The 16367-nt window shown below is 66.2% G+C and carries 14 protein-coding genes; 8 read left to right on the top strand and 6 right to left on the bottom strand.

The annotated features are described in order from the left end of the window. Positions 1–153: 153 nt before the first annotated feature. The 4 genes from B843_RS11995 to B843_RS11980 all read right to left on the bottom strand — a co-directional run bounded on the left by B843_RS11995 (position 154) and on the right by B843_RS11980 (position 5517). Positions 154–990 carry a GDSL-type esterase/lipase family protein gene (locus B843_RS11995; RefSeq protein ID WP_025253736.1) on the bottom strand — a complete coding sequence of 279 codons (837 nt, stop codon included), beginning with the start codon at positions 988–990 and terminating at the stop codon, positions 154–156. 174 nt (positions 991–1164) lie between these two features. Then, positions 1165–1800 (bottom strand): DUF1707 SHOCT-like domain-containing protein, encoded by a 636-nt coding sequence (locus B843_RS11990; protein WP_025253735.1) that lies wholly within the window; start codon positions 1798–1800, stop codon positions 1165–1167. A 136-nt stretch (positions 1801–1936) separates the two neighbouring features. Next, entirely contained in the window at positions 1937–4807 is a 2871-nt protein-coding gene (locus B843_RS11985; protein WP_231493988.1) for a (Fe-S)-binding protein, read from the bottom strand. A 221-nt stretch (positions 4808–5028) separates the two neighbouring features. Further along, on the bottom strand, positions 5029–5517 hold the full coding sequence (locus tag B843_RS11980) for an FAD/NAD(P)-binding protein (protein WP_025253733.1): 489 nt from the start codon (positions 5515–5517) through the stop codon (positions 5029–5031). A gap of 348 nt (positions 5518–5865) precedes the next feature. On the opposite strand from B843_RS11980, the gene B843_RS11975 reads away from it, so the two are divergent. Continuing rightward, the gene (locus B843_RS11975) at positions 5866–6675 is read left to right on the top strand and encodes a YwiC-like family protein (RefSeq protein ID WP_025253732.1); all 810 of its coding nucleotides are present in this window, start codon (positions 5866–5868) and stop codon (positions 6673–6675) included. A 19-nt stretch (positions 6676–6694) separates the two neighbouring features. Next, positions 6695–7285, top strand: a complete 591-nt coding sequence (locus tag B843_RS11970; protein WP_038596231.1) for a nucleosidase — start codon at positions 6695–6697, stop codon at positions 7283–7285. Positions 7286–7351: 66 nt separating this feature from the next. Here B843_RS11970 and B843_RS11965 read toward each other — a convergent pair whose 3' ends face one another. Together B843_RS11965 and B843_RS11960 are read right to left on the bottom strand one after the other, a co-directional pair. Beyond that, a complete protein-coding gene (locus B843_RS11965; RefSeq protein WP_025253730.1) occupies positions 7352–8524 on the bottom strand; it encodes an NAD(P)-dependent malic enzyme in 1173 nt (390 codons plus the stop codon). Positions 8525–8675: 151 nt separating this feature from the next. After that, complete coding sequence (locus B843_RS11960; protein ID WP_025253729.1) at positions 8676–10034, bottom strand: FAD-dependent oxidoreductase; 1359 nt, start codon at positions 10032–10034, stop codon at positions 8676–8678. A gap of 545 nt (positions 10035–10579) precedes the next feature. Here B843_RS11960 and B843_RS11955 point away from each other — a divergent pair. Genes B843_RS11955 through B843_RS11930 form a run of 6 tightly spaced genes read left to right on the top strand, consistent with a single transcriptional unit; the run spans position 10580 to position 16316 of the window. Then, on the top strand, positions 10580–12304 hold the full coding sequence (locus tag B843_RS11955; protein ID WP_025253728.1) for a nitrite/sulfite reductase: 1725 nt from the start codon (positions 10580–10582) through the stop codon (positions 12302–12304). Beyond that, complete coding sequence (locus tag B843_RS11950; RefSeq protein ID WP_025253727.1) at positions 12301–12549, top strand: hypothetical protein; 249 nt, start codon at positions 12301–12303, stop codon at positions 12547–12549. Before B843_RS11955 ends, B843_RS11950 begins: the two co-directional genes overlap by 4 nt. 23 nt (positions 12550–12572) lie before the next feature. Next, a complete protein-coding gene (locus tag B843_RS11945) occupies positions 12573–13364 on the top strand; it encodes a phosphoadenylyl-sulfate reductase (RefSeq protein ID WP_025253726.1) in 792 nt (263 codons plus the stop codon). Beyond that, complete coding sequence (gene cysD / locus B843_RS11940) at positions 13361–14287, top strand: sulfate adenylyltransferase subunit CysD (RefSeq protein WP_025253725.1); 927 nt, start codon at positions 13361–13363, stop codon at positions 14285–14287. The genes B843_RS11945 and cysD overlap by 4 nt, the downstream gene beginning before the upstream one ends. Further along, positions 14287–15579 (top strand): sulfate adenylyltransferase subunit 1, encoded by a 1293-nt coding sequence (locus B843_RS11935; RefSeq protein WP_025253724.1) that lies wholly within the window; start codon positions 14287–14289, stop codon positions 15577–15579. The genes cysD and B843_RS11935 overlap by 1 nt, the downstream gene beginning before the upstream one ends. 29 nt (positions 15580–15608) lie before the next feature. Further along, positions 15609–16316: a sirohydrochlorin chelatase gene (locus B843_RS11930; protein ID WP_025253723.1), complete on the top strand. Its 708-nt coding sequence runs from the start codon at positions 15609–15611 to the stop codon at positions 16314–16316. The last annotated feature ends 51 nt before the right edge of the window (positions 16317–16367 follow it).

Below are 16367 nucleotides of genomic sequence, written 5' to 3'. Positions count from 1 at the left end.
TGTTGCCACTTTTTTAACGCTTGCAACAGAAGCGCTCCCCAATACGTGCGTGCCCGCTATGCAACGAAGGCGCGGCGCGGTGACGCGTTGACAAGCTTCTTGCACAGCAGCTTGCCGACGGCAATAGCCACCGACCGCTATCCCGGGCAGGAACTAGCTTGCAGCAATCGCGTTCGCGACGGCTGCGTGGCCTCTGGCGTTGAGGTGGATCGGCAGGTGCGCGGGGCCACCAGTGAAGTCGATGATGCTCGTCCAGTAACGGTCGGCGTCGCTGGCGCACATGCCGTTGCCCGCGGTGGCCTGCTTGAGGCTCAGGAACTCGACACCTGTCGACGCCGCGAGCTGCGCGCCCATGGACTCGGCCTCATTCTCGAATCGCTCGACTATGCCGGCGGGGACCGAGACGGAGGAGTTCGGGAACAGGTGACCGAGGCAGACGTCGCTGTTCGCGGTGATCGTGGGGTAGCCGACCAGCTGGATGCGCGCGTTGGGCGCGGCGGCGCGGATACGCTGGATCTGCGGAATCATCGCCCCGACGTAATTGCCGACGGCCTGGTCGTCGGCGAGGGAGTTTTGACTGTAAGTGTCGTTGAACCCGGCGGTGATGACCACGCGCTGGGTGCGCGCGCTCAGGGAACCGTCCGACTGCGCGGCGTCGACCTGCTGCGAAAACTGCGGGACCGCCGGGTCCTTGGAGATCGCGGACATGCCGGAGCAGGAGTAATCGCTCGCCTCGAGCCCGAGCAGATGGGCGGCCTGCACGCCGTAGCTCGAGTCGCTGCGCGGGCAGCTGCGCAGGCCAGTCGTGTTGAGCCCGAGCCGGTCGGCGGAGCTGCCAGCCAGGTACGCGCCGAGCGGCGGGTCGGCGGCTACCGAGTCGCCGAAAATGACGAGGTTGTTGGACTCGGCGCCGGTCGCGGGGGCGCTCCATCCTGCGGCGACGAGCGCGAGGGCGCCGAGGAGGCTGGTTGCGTAGCGGCGGAGCTTCATGGGGCTACCTTTCGGGTAGTGCCTGAGCTCCCCGCGCAACCTCACGTGCGCGAGTCGGCGGGAGAGCGCAGCAGATGAACAGAGAACCTATTTCAAAAATCCTTCTCGCGCATTGCGGAGAATTCAATAGTTTCCCTCACAAAGGTGTGACCACAGCGCCGCCCGGACGTCCCGTTAGCGTCGGCGCCGGAGCTTTTTCAGGGCCTCGTCCGCGAACTCCATGGCCGTGGACGCCAGTTCGTTCTGGCGCTGCTGCCTCAGGGCCTTTTGATGGGCGAGCTGCTCGGCGTGGGCCAGGCGAATCGCCTGGGTGTGCTGGGCCTCGAGCATCCGGACCTGCCGCAACCGCTCGCGCTCGAGCTTCGCGCGCGAGGGCATGTACCACGAGTCGGGCCCCACCTTCATCACGTACAGCAGCAGCCACACCAGCGGGATGAGGAACATTACGACGCCCACCGACGGGCCGCCCGTGGCCAGCGCGATGAAGCAGCCGACGGTGGTCACCCCCAGAATCCCCGCCCGGGTGCGTTGCCCCTCCCGGCGCACCCGATCGATCTCCGAGGCCGTATAGGTCGGTTCTCCTGCAATGCTTGTCGACGCCAAGGTGGGAGCCACCAGACCAGCCGCAGGCAGATCGTCGAAGAGGTACGAGATCTCAGAACGCATGGTCGCCGAGGCGACCTGGTCGATCCGCTGCTCGTAGGTGCTCATGTCCAGCCGACCCGCGGCGAAGTGCGCGCCAAGGTCTTCCATCGCTTGGCGACGCTCCGCATCGCTAATCCGGTAGTCAGGCTGAAAAGGGTTGCTCATACCCCTCACCATAGTCACGCCAATTTCCTAGCGCATCAGGGAAATCACCCATTTCGCTGTGGGCGTAATTGCAAATGAGAAAAAGGATCGGTGCCCCACGCGAAGACACGCGGGGCACCGACAAAGTCGTTGCAAATCAGTCTTCCGCCTCGTCCTCCCCAGCCGTCGGGCTGGGTGAGGGAACAGCGGGGCGGGGGATAGCAGCCCCCGGCGCTGGGACCGAAGGCGTCGGCGCGGGCACTGCGGGAGCTGGCGCCGAAGCGCCCGGTACCGGCACATTGGGCATAGGCGCTGCGGGCGGTGGAATCGCGCCGGGCGCGGGGATGGTCGGTTTCGGCGCAGCGGCTGCCGGAGTCGGCACGCTCGGCGGAGGCACGGCGCCGGGGGAAGGCACCGCAGGCGCAGGGGCCGCAGAGCCCGGTGCGGGGATGGTCGGTTTCGGCACGGCAGCACCCGGAGTCGGGACGGCAGGCGTTGGCGTCGGAACTGCCGGGGAGGGCACGCTCGGCGATGCTGGCGTCGGAACCGTCGGAGTAGGCGCCGCAGCCTGCAGCGTCGGCACCGCGGTGGGGGGCGGCACGGCAGCACCCGGGACGGGCACCGACGGGATGGCGGCGGGGGTCGGGACGGTGCCAGGCTGTGGGACACCTGCAGTCGGCGCCGGGACCCCGGGCGCGGGCACGCCAGCGGCTGGCGTCGCGGGCGTGTGGGTTGCTGATACCGGTGCTCCCGGCGTGGTCGGAGGCGTTGCAACGACTTTCGGTTGCTGCTTGTCCTCGCGGCGCGGCGTCCTGCGGGGCGACTCGAGGAACGCCTTCGCCCGAGGCTCCGGGAGCGTGCCGTCGACAAGCACGCTATCGCGAAGCAGACGCGCAACGTCCTTGACCACCGGTGCCGCCTGCTTTTCTGCAACGGTCTTCACACCTGTGGTGAGCATGGTGTTGCAATACGGGCAACCCACCGCAATGACCTCGGCGCCGGTGGCGACGGCCTCGGCGGCACGATTTTCGTTGATGCGGGTGCCGAGCTTTTCCTCCATGAACATGCGCGCGCCGCCCGCACCGCAGCAGAAGCCCTCGTTGCGGTTGCGGTCCATCTCGATGAGGTTGGCGCCGGTGAGCCCGAGCAGCTCGCGCGGCGGGTCGAAGACCTTGTTGTGGCGGCCGAGGAAGCACGGGTCGTGGTAGGTGATCGGCTGGCGGTTGTCCGCCGTGCGCGGGATCGGGGTGAGCAGCTTGTCGCGCACGAGGCGGCTTAAGAGCTGGGTGTGGTGGAAGACGTCGAAGTGGCCGTCGAAGTCGGGGTACTCGTTGCGCAGCGTGTTGAAGCAGTGCGCGCAGGTGGTGATGATCTTGCGCTGGCCCTGCGGGACGCCCTCGAAGACGCCGTTCAAGGTGGCGACGTTGTCGAGCGCAAGCTGCTGGAACAGGAACTCGTTGCCCGCGCGGCGGGCCGGGTCGCCGGTGCAGGTCTCGCCCTTGGACAAGACGGCGAACTTCACGCCCGCGGTATGCAGCAACTCGACGACGGCGCGGGTGGTCTTCTTGCCCTCGTCGTCGAAGGCGCCGGCGCAACCGACCCAGAACAGGTACTCGAGGTCGTCAAAGTCGTGGACGTCCTCGCCGAAGACGGGGACCTCCAGCCCGTCGCGGCGGGCCTCGTCGATCCAGGACTGGCGCTCGGAGTTGTTGCGTCCCCACGGGTTGCCCTTGGTCTCGAGGTTCTTGAACAGGCCAGTGAGCTCGGAGGGGAAGTCGGACTCTGCAAGGACTTGGAAGCGGCGCAGGTTGAGCACGTGATCGATGTGTTCGATGTCGACGGGGCACTGCTCGACGCAGGCGCCGCAGTTGGTGCAGCTCCACAGGACATCGGGCTTGATCACCTGGGACTCGCCCACGAGCTTGAGCACGTCGACGCCCGCGTGCGACTCGTCGGCCGCAAAGGTCGCGGGATCGGTGAGGTAAGCGGAGTTGGCCACCGCCGCGTCGCGGATGTCGGTGACGAAAAGCTTCGGCGACAGCGGCTTTTCGGTGTGCCAGGCGGGGCACTGCTCCTGGCATCGGCCGCACTCGGTACAGGTTGCCGCATCGAGCAGCATCTTCCACGGTGCATCGCCTAGCTTTCCGACGCCCAAGGTGGGCTCGTCCCCGGCCTCGTCGAGGGTCTCCAGGGTGAGGGGCTGGCCGTCGGAAAGCATGGGAGCGGCAGCACCGAGCGCCTTGGCGCCGCCTGGATTCCTGCGGAAGAAGATGTTGAAGAAGGCGAGGAAGCGGTGCCACGCAACGCCCCAGTTGAGGTTGCGTGCCACGACGACGAGCCAGATCATGCCCGTGAGCAGCTTGACGAGTGCGAACGCCGAGACCAGCGTGGCGGATGCCGGGAGCAATGCAGCGACTTCGCGGGTGACAAAGTCCGTCCAGGAGGCGTGGCCGTAGGTGGCGATCTTCGACGCCTTGACCAGCAGCATCCCCAGCCCCTCGACGAAGACGACCGCCTCGACGAAGAACGCCGCGGCGCTGTTCGAACCGTAGAAGCGCGACAGTCGCTCACGGGTGCCCTTACTGATACGCAGCGCGAACAGGAACGCGATGCCGATGACCGTTCCCAATGCAAGGACTTCCTCGGCGAGGTGGTAGATCGCCCAGTGGCCGATGATCGGCCAGCCGGAATCCGGCGCGAAGGTCTGAATATAGGCCTCGAACCAGACGAGCGAGCCGATGAGGAATCCAAGCATGACGAACCAGTGCGCCACCGCGACGGCGGGCTTGCGCACGAGCTCGGTGTGGAAGAAGACCTCCTTGAGCATGGTCCCAAGTCTTTGCAAAGGCTGGTTCGTGCGCTCGTAGCTGGGCTTTCCCGCGGCGACGAAGCGGTAGAGCCTCGCCACGGCAAGGATGAAGTAGATCCAGGCCGGCAGCGAAAGTACGATGCCTGCGATACCGAGCGTCGTCGTCACCGGGGTGGTCGCCGGGCTTGCGAGCACGTGGGAGATCACGGGTTGATTCACGGTCCTTCTGGGGTGAGGCTTGACCGCACGCGGGAGGGGGCCCGCGTCGCGGAGGACATGGCTCTTACTTTAAGGCGTGGCATCGCGTGAGCCTAGTTGCACGCTTGTCGACGCCTACGGCGCCGAAGGCGTCGGAAAGCGATGCAACGACTTTTCCTTCACGCGCAAAACTCCCGGCAGCCCCGGGTGAAGGGGCCTGCGGGAGTTGTTGCAACGACTTTTTAAAAGCACACCGGGACGCCGCGGGAGGTGGCGAGCGCCGCCTGCCATTCGCGAAGGCCCCGGCCGGTGGGGAGGTTGAGCGGGTTGACCCACCGCGTCGCCGGGACGCCTCGGCGCTGCAGCAGCTCGGCGAGCTCGAGGCGCGGATGCGTGGCCTCGGCGCCTGCGAGGGCGATGTCGATCGTCGCGTCGAGGGTGAACTCGGAGACCCCCTCGGCGAAAGTCGTTGCATCGATGACGACGTCGTAGACGCCGCGAAGCTCTGCAGCCGAAACATCGGTGCCGACGCGGACGTTGCCGATGAGGTGGGTGGTCGAAGCTGCAACGCTTCGCGGCGGGCGGGCGCTGTAGGCGGCGATGCCGATGGGTGCCGGGGTCTGGTCAATGAGATCGATGTGGGCGCCCACGGTGCGGCACATGAGCTGATCGGCAATGTAGAGGCCGGACGCGCCGGCGCCGATGACAGCGATGGAAAGTGAGCGACTCATCGTTTACCTTTCAGCTCAGCAGTTCAGTATTTCAGTGGTTCAGTATTTGTAGACTGCTTTGTCTAACGAATCTATACCTTGGCCGTTTACCGTGTCTAGCGTCTGGTGTTAGCGAACGAAAAGCCACAGGTAGTCGGCATGTAGGGAATGAATAAAAATATAGACCGATTGGTTCTTTTTGGGCTCTTGGAAGGTGTAAATCTAGACAGATCGGTCCGGTCCGGGGTGTCGGCATCAAACTTTTGGATGATGTACCATGACGATGTGTATCCTGTCGCTGCATCGAACTCCACCCCGGCAACTCCGTCACCGCCGACGCGAAAGGCCCGGCGAACGGCTGCCCGGTGGGTGCCCAACCAACACGGCGCGTGGGCGATGCTGTCCACGCCCGCGGTCGCCGGGGTGCTGGTGGCGCTACTTCGCCAGGATGCAACGACTTTACCCCGGCTCGTGGTTACGCTGGCGCTCATCCTCGGCGCTTGGTTTTCCGGCTACTTCTGTTTCTTCGCCTTCGGCCAGTGGGTCAAGGCGCGCAACCCGCACCGCAAACACGAATACGCCGTGCCGATGGCGGTCACCGGGGCGATGAGCCTGGCGTGCATCGTTATCGTCGTCCTCCTTGCTCCTTGTCTATTGTGGTTCGCACCGCTGTTCGCTCCGCTGGTTCTCATCGCCGTTGCAGAGACTTTGCGGCACCGACCCCGCTCGCTGCTCTCGGGCGTGTCCACCACGTGCGCCTCCGCGCTGCTGCTGCCAGCGCTGTACTTGGTCGGCGAGGTCGCTCGAAGCGATGCAACCAGGAGTCTCGCGGGGATCCCGGCATCGCAGTGGGCGGCGACGGCCTTCCTCGCCGCGTACTTCACCGGCACCATACCGTTCGTGAAGACGATGGTGCGCGAGCGCGGCAAATCCGGCTACCTGGTTGGCTCGGTGGCCTACCACGCAGTGGTCGTCGTTGCGGTGCTCTTTCTCGGGGCCGGACGCATCGTCCCTGTCGCGTCGTGGTGGCTCATGATCGTGGTCGCCGTGTGGGCGCTCGTGCGTGCAACGACTTTCCCGCTCACGCTCCACCGCTGGGCGTGGACCCCGAAGCAGATCGGTGTTGCCGAGGTGCCGCTGTGCATCCTCGCGGGGCTTGCCGTGCTCTTTGCCGGATAGGGCGTTTAAGCTCGAGGGCATGCACCTGAATCACGAGATCGATCCCCGTCGCCCTCTGTTCATCGCGGCGGTCGCGGGCGAGGCGGCGGCGCTGCCACACGATGCAACGACTTTGATCACCGGCATCGGCACGCTCAACGCGACCATCGCCCTGGCGGAAGTACTCGCGCGCGGACCGCGCCCTGCAGCGGTGATCAACATCGGCACTGCTGGCTCGCTTGTCGACGGCTACGCCGGGGTGTACGAGATTACCGAGGTGATCAAGCACGACTTCGACACGAGCGCCATCGAGCAGATCACCGGCCGCCCCTTCCCCAACGCCCTGGCTCTGCAGCAATCCGGTGGCCCGCTTCCCACTGCGAGGCTTGCGACCGGCGACTCCTTCATCAACGACTCGCTGCGCCGCGAGAAGCTCGCGCGGATCGCGGAGCTGGTCGACATGGAGGGCTACGCCGTTGCAAAGACTTGCCAGCACTTCGAGATCCCGGTCCGGCTGCTCAAGCAGGTCAGCGACAACGCCAACGAGGAATCCACGGGGACGTGGGCAGACGCGGTGGCGCGCGGGGCGCGCGAACTCGCGCAGGCAGTCGAGGAATTGGGGCTTATCTAAAGTCGTTGCAACGACGTCGCCCCCGCTCCGCAGCAGGGGAACGGGGGCGAGGAGCCGAAGGCGTGTTTAAGCGAGTGCCGCCTTTTCGACTGCTGCAGCGACCGCCGGGGCGACGCGGCTGTCGAGCGCGGACGGGATGATGTAGTCGACGGCGAGGTCGTCGCCCACGATCGAGGCGATCGCCTCCGATGCAGCGAGTTTCATCGCCGGGGTGATCGAGGTGGCCTGCGCGTTGAGCGCGCCCTGGAAGATGCCAGGGAAGGCCAGCACGTTGTTGATCTGGTTGGGCAGGTCGCTGCGCCCCGTTGCAACGACAGAGGCGTACTTAGCGGCCAGCTCCGGCTCGATCTCCGGGTCCGGGTTCGCGAGCGAGAACAGGAAGGGCTTCTCGGCCATGCGCTTGAGCAGGTCCTCGCCGACCTTGCCGCGCGAGAGGCCGATGAACACGCTCGCGCCGTCGAAGGCGGCCTCGCGTTCGGTGACCCGACGCGGGTTGGTAATCTCGGCGATCTCCTGCTTGACCGGGTGTAGGCCGCCCTCGCGGTCAGGGTGGATAACGCCCTTGGAGTCAAGCAGGATGATGTCTTTCACACCAGCGTCGAGAAGCATCTTGCAGCAGGCGATGCCCGCGGCACCCGCGCCGGAGATGACCACCTGCAGGTCCTCGAGCGTGCGGCCGGCGAGCTTACAGGCGTTCTTGATGCCCGCAGTGAGCACGATGGCGGTGCCGTGCTGGTCGTCATGGAAGACCGGGATGTCGAGCATCTTGTCGAGGCGGCGCTCCACCTCGAAGCAGCGCGGCGCGGAGATGTCCTCCAGGTTGATGGCGCCGAAGCTCAAGGCGATGGCAGCAATGGCCTCGATGAGCTTGTCGGTGTCGGTCTCGTTGACGACGATCGGGATCGCGTTGACGTCGACGAAGGAGGAAAACAGCTGGCACTTGCCCTCCATGACGGGCATGGCGGCCTTCGGGCCGATGTCGCCAAGCCCCAAGACCGCGGTGCCGTCGGAGATCACGGCGACGGTGCGGCCGGCGCCGGTGTAGCGCGGGTACAGGGACTCGTCGGCCTCGATGGCCTTGCACACCTGGGCCACGCCCGGGGTGTAGGCGAGGGAGAGGTCGTGACGAGAGCGCAGCGGGCGGGCGGAGGCCACAGCCAGCTTGCCGCCCTCGTGCGCGGCAAAAATAGCTTCTTGGGTCAGCTCGTCGGGCTGAAAGGGGAGATCAAAGTAAGTCATCGTGGGAGTCCATCGCCATCGTCAGCAAAGAGGGGGAAATGTATGACAGAAAATATTACGATGACTCATTTTATTCGATGAACTTTTGTGACCAATATCGAGCGAAACAGGGGGACCCCGCCCCGCCCGCACTGACTCGCGCCGACCCGGACTAGACGGTCACCTTCGAGGCCTCGACCATCTCCTCCCACTCGACGATCTTCTTGCGCTCGCGGTCCTCGGCCTCGCCGAGCGCGCGCTCCGCGGCGTCGAGGGCGTGCCAGCCCTCCCAGGTGGTGTAGTCGATGCCGCGCTCGCGAAGCAGCTCGGTGAAGTCGGAGGTGTACTCGGCACCGAGTAGGCCCGCCTTGGCGTCGGAAAGCAGCATGTCAATGGTCTCCTTCGCGTCGGACTTGGTGTTTCCGATGAGGCCGACGGGGCCGCGCTTGATCCAGCCGGTGGTGTAGAGGCCGGGGACGATCGCGCCGTCGAGGTCCACGACGTGGCCGCCGTCGTTGTTGATGACGTGCTGTGCGTCGTTGAAGGGCACGCCGTCGATGGCGTCCGAGCGGTAGCCCACCGCGGCATAGATGGCCTGGACCGGCCAGTCCGTGAACTTGCCGGTGCCGCGGACGGAGCCGTCGCCGGCGAGCTCCGTGCGCTCGGTGCGAAGCCCCACCACCTTGCCGTTCTCGCCGAGGATCTCCACGGGGTTCTCGAAGAGGTGGATCTGCAGCGCGTGCGGGGCCTCCTTCGGCTCACGCAGCGCGTAGCCCTCGATGATCTGGCAGACGAGGTCCTGGGACTTGGAATCGCGGCGGGCCTGCTCGGAGGCGGCGTCGTAGTCGATGTCCTCCGGGTCGACGACCACGTTGATGGTGGGCGAGTGGTCGAGCTCCTTGAGCTCCTGCGGCGAGAACTTCACCTGGGCCGGGCCGCGGCGGCCGAACACGCGGACGGTCTCGGCCTGGTTGTCCTTCAGCGATGCATAGACATTGTCGGGGATCTCGGTGACCAGCAGCTCGTCGCCGGTCTTTGCAAGGATGCGGGCGACATCGAGGCCCACGTTGCCGACGCCGATGACCGCGACCTCCTTCGCCGACAGGTCCCAGTCGCGCTCGAACCGCGGATTGCCGTCGTAGAATCCCACGAACTCGCCCGCGCCGTGCACGCCCTCGAGGTCCTCGCCGGGGATGCCGATGGAGCGGTCGCCGACGGCGCCGGTCGCGAAGACTACGGCGTCGTAGTACTGCTGCAGCTCCTCAACGCTCACGTCGCGGCCGACGTGGATGTTGCCGAGCAGGCGGATCTGCGGGGTGTCGAGGACGCGATGCAACGACTTGATAATCCCCTTGATGCGCGGGTGGTCGGGGGCCACGCCGTAGCGGATCAGCCCGAAGGGCGCTGGCATCTGCTCGATGAGGTCGATGGCCACGTCGCCCTCGGTGTTTTTCACCAGGATGTCGGAGGCGTAGATGCCGGCGGGGCCTGCACCGATGACGGCGACGCGAAGCGGGGTAGAGGTGGTCATGGGAAGTAGCCGAAGCCTTTCTAGGAATTCGTGATTGGATGCGCGCCGTGCTCGTTGCATTGTGCTTGTCGACGCCAAGGTTTCTCGTCTTTGGCCCAGCGGTTCGCCCCCGGCGGGGCGAATCTCAATGGAACTAGACCAAGTGGTTCGTAAAGCTAGCGTCTTGCGTCGCATCTTGGCAAGAATTCGGGTATTTAAATTCAAAATACGCGAAAAATGAACCAAGTGGTCTGTATTAAATTCACCGCGATTATTTTTTAAATGTGCAGGACAAAGCCATCAAAGCGCCGTTTAATGTACAGCTCGGTCTATGAAAACCCTTGCTTAGACAACTTGGTATATCTACATTGTCTGTTACGGCAACGGAGCCGCCCTGCCAGGGTGGCTCTCGATCACCTAGAAGAACCACCACCCCGCAAAACCGGGGAGCGCACTGCATCGCCGTGCCCGATTTTTATTCGCCCGGGGGTGCCTTTCGCGGCCCCGAGCACAAAGCGGCACTCGCACCCGATCCACGAGACACCAAGAAAGCCTGACATTCGCACATGACCACGACAACCATCCGCGACGCAGCCCCCGCCCAGCGTGCAGCGACCCAAGCGGCGGGCGTCGAGAAGCGACCTGCCCGCGCCAAGAAATCTGAAGGACAGTGGAAGCTGGACGGGCGCGAACCCCTCAACGGCGACGAGCGCATCAAGCAGGAAGACGGCGGCCTGTCCGCGCGCCAACGCGTGATCGACATCTACTCCAAGCAGGGGTTCTCCTCCATCCCGGCAGAAGACCTCGCGCCCCGCTTCAAGTGGCTGGGTCTGTACACCCAACGCCGCCAGGACCTGGGCGGGGAGCTGACCGGCCAGCTGGAAAACTCCGAGCTCCAGGACGAGTTCTTCATGATGCGAGTGCGCTTCGACGGCGGCCGGGTCACCCCGCAGCAGCTGCGCACCGTCGGCGAGATCTCCCGCGACTACGCCCGCTCCACCGCCGACTTCACCGATCGGCAGAACATCCAGCTGCACTGGATCCGCATCGAGGACGTCCCCGCCATCTGGGACAAGCTCGAGGTCAACGGCCTGTCCACGCTGCTGGGCTGCGGCGACGTCCCGCGCGTCATCCTGGGCTCCCCGGTCGCGGGTGTGGCCGCGGACGAGATCATCGACGCCACCCCGGCCATCGACGAGATCGTTGCAAACTACCTGCCGCGCGAGGAGTTCCACAACCTGCCGCGCAAGTTTAAGACGGCCATCTCCGGCAATGCTCGCCAGGACGTCACCCACGAGATCCAGGACATCTCCTTCATCGGCTCGGTCCACCCCGAGTTCGGCCCCGGCTTCGAGTGCTACGTCGGCGGCGGGCTGTCCACCAACCCGATGCTCGCCCGCTCGCTCGGCGCGTGGGTCCCGCTCGAGCGCGTGCCCGAGGTTTGGGCTGGCGTCGCCCGCATCTTCCGCGACTACGGCTTCCGCCGCCTGCGCAACCGCGCGCGCCTGAAGTTCTTGGTCGCGCAGTGGGGCATCGAGAAGTTCCGCGAGGTGCTCGAGACCGAATACCTCGACGCCCCGCTCATCGACGGGCCCCACGTGCCGGAAAACCCCGGCGCCCGCGACCACCTCGGCCTGCACAAGCAGAAGGACGGCCGGTTCTACCTCGGTGTTAAGCCCACCGTGGGGCACGCCACCGGCGAGCAGCTCATCGCCATCGCGGACGTCGCGGAGCGCTTCGGCATCGAACGCCTGCGCACCACCCCGGACAAGGAGCTGCTCTTCCTCGACATCGAGCCAGGAGACGTCGAGCCGCTGTCGGCGGCGCTGGATGAGACCGGCCTGTACTCCAAGCCCTCGGAGTTCCGCCGCGGCATCGTCTCCTGCACCGGCCTGGAGTTCTGCAAGCTCGCGCACGTGACCACCAAGGCCCGCGCGATCGAGCTGGTCGACGACCTCGAGGAGCGCGTCGGCGACCTCGACGTCCCCATCCGCATCTCGCTCAACGGCTGCCCGAACTCCTGCGCCCGCACGCAGGTCGCCGACATCGGCTTCAAGGGACAGACCGTCACCGACGACGAGGGCAACCGCGTCGAGGGCTTCCAGGTGCACCTGGGCGGCGCGCTCGGCCTGCACCCGGACTGGGGCCGCAAGCTGCGCGGGCACAAGGTCACCTCCGCCGAGGTCGGCAACTACGTCGTCCGCCTCGTGACCAAGTACAAGAAGCAACGCACCGAGGGCGAGCAGTTCCGCGAATGGGTGCTGCGCGCCGAGGAGGCCGATCTGCAATGAGTTTCCGCCGCAAGCCCAACCCCAACCGCAACCACCCCGAGTACTGCCCCTACTGCGCAGGCACCTCGCTGTTCCCGGACGTCGAGGACGAGTTCGCCTGGAGCTGCGCCGACTGCCACCGCGTCTTCTCCGTCATGTTCCACGGACAAGACGATGCGGAGCACCGGCCGGACAAGGCACCGTCCTCCGCCCAGGCTCTGCAGCAGTCGCTCGCCCGCCACGGCCACACGCTCGTTACCGCCTGATCCTTGCAACGAAAAGACCCACCATGACTTTCACCCTCCCCACCAGCCCCGTCCTGGGTTCGCGCGCACCGCTGCGCGACCCGGGGATCTCGCCCGAGGGGCCTAAAACCACCGCGCCGCTGCCGGAAGACGTTCGCCGCACCAACGCCGAGCTCGTCGAAAAATGGGCGGATTCGCTTTACGACGCCAAGGCGGGCGACATCCTGGACTGGGCGCGCGAGCACACTTCCGGCGACCTCGTGGTCACCCTGTCCATGGAAAACACCGTCCTCGCGGAGCTGGCCCACGACCACCTGCCCGACGCGGACTTCCTGTTCCTCGACACCGAATACCACTTCCCGGAGACCCTCGAGGTCGCCGACCTAGTGGAACGTCGATACGCGAACAAGCTGGTGCGCGCTACCGCGCAACTTTCCCGTAAGCAACAGGACGCGACCTATGGCGCGAACCTCTACCGTTCCAACCCGACCGCCTGCTGCCGAATGCGCAAGGTCGAGCCGCTCGCGGTGGCGCTTTCCGACTACCAGGGCTGGATCACCGGCCTGCGGCGCGCCGACGGGCCTACCCGCGCCACCGCTCCGGCGCTGTCGCTGGACAAGACCGGGCGGCTGAAGATCTCCCCGATCATCACCTGGACGCTCGAGGACACCGAGCGATTCATCGCCGAGCGCGACCTCATCGTCCACCCCCTGACCAAGCAGAACTACCCCTCCATCGGCTGCGCGACCTGCACCCTGCCGGTGCTAGAAGGACAAGACCCCCGATCCGGCCGCTGGGCCGGCAACGCCAAGACAGAATGCGGACTGCACACATGACCACCACGATTACCACCGACACTCTGCTTTCCCCCCACCTCAAAGACCTAGAAAACGAGTCCATCCACATCCTGCGCGAGGTGGCCGGGCAGTTCGACAAGGTCGGGCTGTTGTTCTCCGGCGGCAAGGACTCCGTCGTCGTCTTCGAGCTCGCCCGCCGCGCCTTCGCACCCGCCGCCGTGCCCTTCGAGTTGCTGCACGTGGACACCGGCCACAACTTCCCCGAGGTCATCGAGTTCCGCGACCGCCTCGTGGCGGAGACCGGCGCCCGGCTGCGAGTGGCCAAGGTCCAGGACTGGATCGACCGCGGCGACCTCCAGGAGCGCCCCGACGGCACCCGCAACCCGCTGCAAACCGTCCCGCTCGTCGAGACCATCGCCGAGCAGGGCTACGACGCGGTCCTCGGCGGCGCGCGCCGCGACGAGGAGCGGGCACGCGCCAAGGAGCGCGTCTTCTCCGTGCGCGACTCCTTCGGCGGGTGGGACCCGCGCCGCCAGCGACCCGAGCTGTGGAACCTCTACAACGGCGGCAAGCTGCCGGGGGAGAACATCCGCGTCTTCCCGATCTCCAACTGGACCGAGACCGACGTGTGGGAGTACATCGGCGCGCGCGGCATCGCGCTGCCCGAGATCTACTTCGCCCACGACCGCGAGGTGTTCAACCGTGGCGGCATGTGGCTGACCCCCGGCGAGTGGGGCGAGCCCGACGACTCGCGCGGGGAAAAGCTCGTGACTAAGCGCGTGCGCTACCGCACCGTCGGCGATATGAGCTGCACCGGCGCCGTCGAGTCCGACGCCACCACCATCGACGACGTCCTCGCCGAAATCTCCACCAGCCGCCTCACCGAGCGCGGCGCCACCCGCGCTGACGACAGGCTCAGCGAATCCGCTATGGAAGACCGCAAGAAGGAAGGCTACTTCTGATGACCACCGCCACCCAGGAGAAGACCTCCGCCACGAAACTGCTCGCCCAGCGCGAGACCCTGCGCTTTTGCACCGCGGGCAGCGTCGACGACGGCAAGTCCACGTTCGTCGGCCGCCTGCTGCACGACACCAAGTCCGTCCTCTCCGACCAGTTGGAGTCCGTGAAGCGCACCTCCGCCGACCGCGGCTTCGAGGGGCTCGACTTATCGTTGCTGGTCGACGGTCTGCGCGCCGAGCGCGAGCAGGGCATCACCATCGACGTGGCCTACCGCTACTTCGCCACCGATCGCCGCACCTTCATCCTCGCGGACACCCCGGGGCACGTGCAGTACACCCGCAACACCGTCACCGGCGTGAGCACCTCCCAAGTCGTTGTATTGCTTGTCGACGCCCGCCATGGCGTGGTGGAGCAGACCCGCCGCCACCTGTCGGTGGCAGCGCTGCTCGGCGTCCGCACCGTGGTGCTCGCCGTGAACAAGATCGACCTCGTCGGCTACTCGAAGGAGACCTTCGACGCGATCCGAGACGACTTCGAGCAACTCGCTGCAACGCTCGGCGTCGCCGACCCGCACGTCGTGCCGATCTCCGCCCTCAAGGGCGACAACGTGGTCACCCGCAGCGAGAACCTGCCTTGGTACGAGGGCCCGACCGTCCTCGAGCTGCTGGAGACCATCCCGGTGTCCACCGGGCGGGCGAACGAGCTCGACTTCCGCTTCCCGATCCAGTACGTCATCCGCGAGCACGCGAGCGACTACCGCGGGTACGCCGGCCAAGTCGCTGCAGGCACCGTCCACGTCGGCGACACCGTCGCGCTGCCGGAGGGACGCACCTCCACGGTCGTGGGCATCGACACCTCCGACGGCGAAGTCGTTGCAGCGACCGCGGGCGACTCGGTCGTGCTGCGGCTTGCCGACGAGATCGACCTCGTCCGCGGCGAGCTCATCTCTTCGACGAATCGCCCAGAGGAGCGCCGCAGTTTCGCGGCCACCGTCGTGGGGCTCACGGAAAAGAGCCTGCGCGCGGGCCAGCTGCTCAAGGTCCGCTACGGCACCGCGCTGGTGCGCGGCCGCATCGCGGAGATCACGCGCACCCTCGACATCGACGGGATTCACGACGTCGATGCGCCCGAGGAGATCGCCCTCAATGACATCGCCCACGTAGTCGTCGAAACGCAAAAGCCGTTGCCGATCGACGAGTACGCGGCGCGCGGCGCGGTGGGATCGTTCCTGCTCGTCGACAACGCCTCCGGCAACACCCTGGCCGCAGGGCTGGTAGGACAGCGCCTGCGCTAGGCACCAATAGATAAGGAAGGAACACCGACATGACTGCCCTCATCCTCCTCTCCCACGGGTCCCGCAACCCCAAGGCCGCAGCGACCGTGCGCGAGCTGCGCCAGGCCGTGGCGGAGCGAATGGGCATGCCATGTTTCGAGGCACACCTCGACTTCTCGGCACCCGACCTCGGGGCCGTCGCACGCCGGCTCGTCGCCGAGGGGATCGAGGACGCGGTGGTGGTTCCGCTGCTGTTTAGCAGCGCCTACCACCACAAGGTCGACGTGCCGCGCGAAGTCGCTGCAACGCAGTCGGCCACCGGCCTGCGGCTGGTGCTCGCGGACGCGCTCGGCACCGACCTCCTCGTCGCCCGAGTGCTCGCGGAGAAAGTCGCTGCAGAGGCTCCTGCCGGAAGCCACATCGCCCTCTACTCCGTCGGCTCCTCCGACGAGGCGGCGAACGAGCAGGTCATGGGACTGGCTCGTACCCTTGCAACGACTTTGGGGCGCGGCGTGACCAGCGTCCAGGCGACCGGGGCGAACAAGTCCTCGCTGCTGGAGGTCACCATCATGCACCCGCGGGTCCACGTGCTCCCGTTGTTCGTCACCCACGGGCTGCTGCTCGATGCAGCGACTTCGTCCATCTCCAAGATCCAAGACGCGACGGGCTCCGTCATCACCCATTCGGCCCCGCTCGGCGCGGCGCTGGCCCCGGTCGTCGGCCGACGCGCTGCAGCGATGCTCTGCGCCAGCTGCTAGAAGCCGCTTGCAACGACTTTCCCACCACCACTTCTCTTAGAAGGACCTTCC

Source organism: Corynebacterium vitaeruminis DSM 20294 (assembly GCF_000550805.1).
GTDB classification, from domain to species: Bacteria; Actinomycetota; Actinomycetes; order Mycobacteriales; family Mycobacteriaceae; genus Corynebacterium; species Corynebacterium vitaeruminis.
Note: the sequence above shows the minus strand (reverse complement) of the source record. Positions and strands in the feature narration are given on the sequence as shown.

Bases quoted from the DNA above. Each gene is read 5' to 3' on its own strand.
- B843_RS11965 (WP_025253730.1), bottom strand. From the start codon at position 8,524: ATGACTTACTTTGATCTCCCCTTTCAGCCCGACGAGCTGACCCAAGAA.
- B843_RS11960 (WP_025253729.1), bottom strand. From the start codon at position 10,034: ATGACCACCTCTACCCCGCTTCGCGTCGCCGTCATCGGTGCAGGCCCC.
- B843_RS11980 (WP_025253733.1), bottom strand. From the start codon at position 5,517: ATGAGTCGCTCACTTTCCATCGCTGTCATCGGCGCCGGCGCGTCCGGC.
- B843_RS11955 (WP_025253728.1), top strand. From the start codon at position 10,580: ATGACCACGACAACCATCCGCGACGCAGCCCCCGCCCAGCGTGCAGCG.
- B843_RS11935 (WP_025253724.1), top strand. From the start codon at position 14,287: ATGACCACCGCCACCCAGGAGAAGACCTCCGCCACGAAACTGCTCGCC.
- B843_RS11945 (WP_025253726.1), top strand. From the start codon at position 12,573: ATGACTTTCACCCTCCCCACCAGCCCCGTCCTGGGTTCGCGCGCACCG.
- B843_RS11990 (WP_025253735.1), bottom strand. From the start codon at position 1,800: ATGAGCAACCCTTTTCAGCCTGACTACCGGATTAGCGATGCGGAGCGT.
- B843_RS11970 (WP_038596231.1), top strand. From the start codon at position 6,695: ATGCACCTGAATCACGAGATCGATCCCCGTCGCCCTCTGTTCATCGCG.
- B843_RS11995 (WP_025253736.1), bottom strand. From the start codon at position 990: ATGAAGCTCCGCCGCTACGCAACCAGCCTCCTCGGCGCCCTCGCGCTC.
- B843_RS11950 (WP_025253727.1), top strand. From the start codon at position 12,301: ATGAGTTTCCGCCGCAAGCCCAACCCCAACCGCAACCACCCCGAGTAC.
- cysD (WP_025253725.1), top strand. From the start codon at position 13,361: ATGACCACCACGATTACCACCGACACTCTGCTTTCCCCCCACCTCAAA.
- B843_RS11930 (WP_025253723.1), top strand. From the start codon at position 15,609: ATGACTGCCCTCATCCTCCTCTCCCACGGGTCCCGCAACCCCAAGGCC.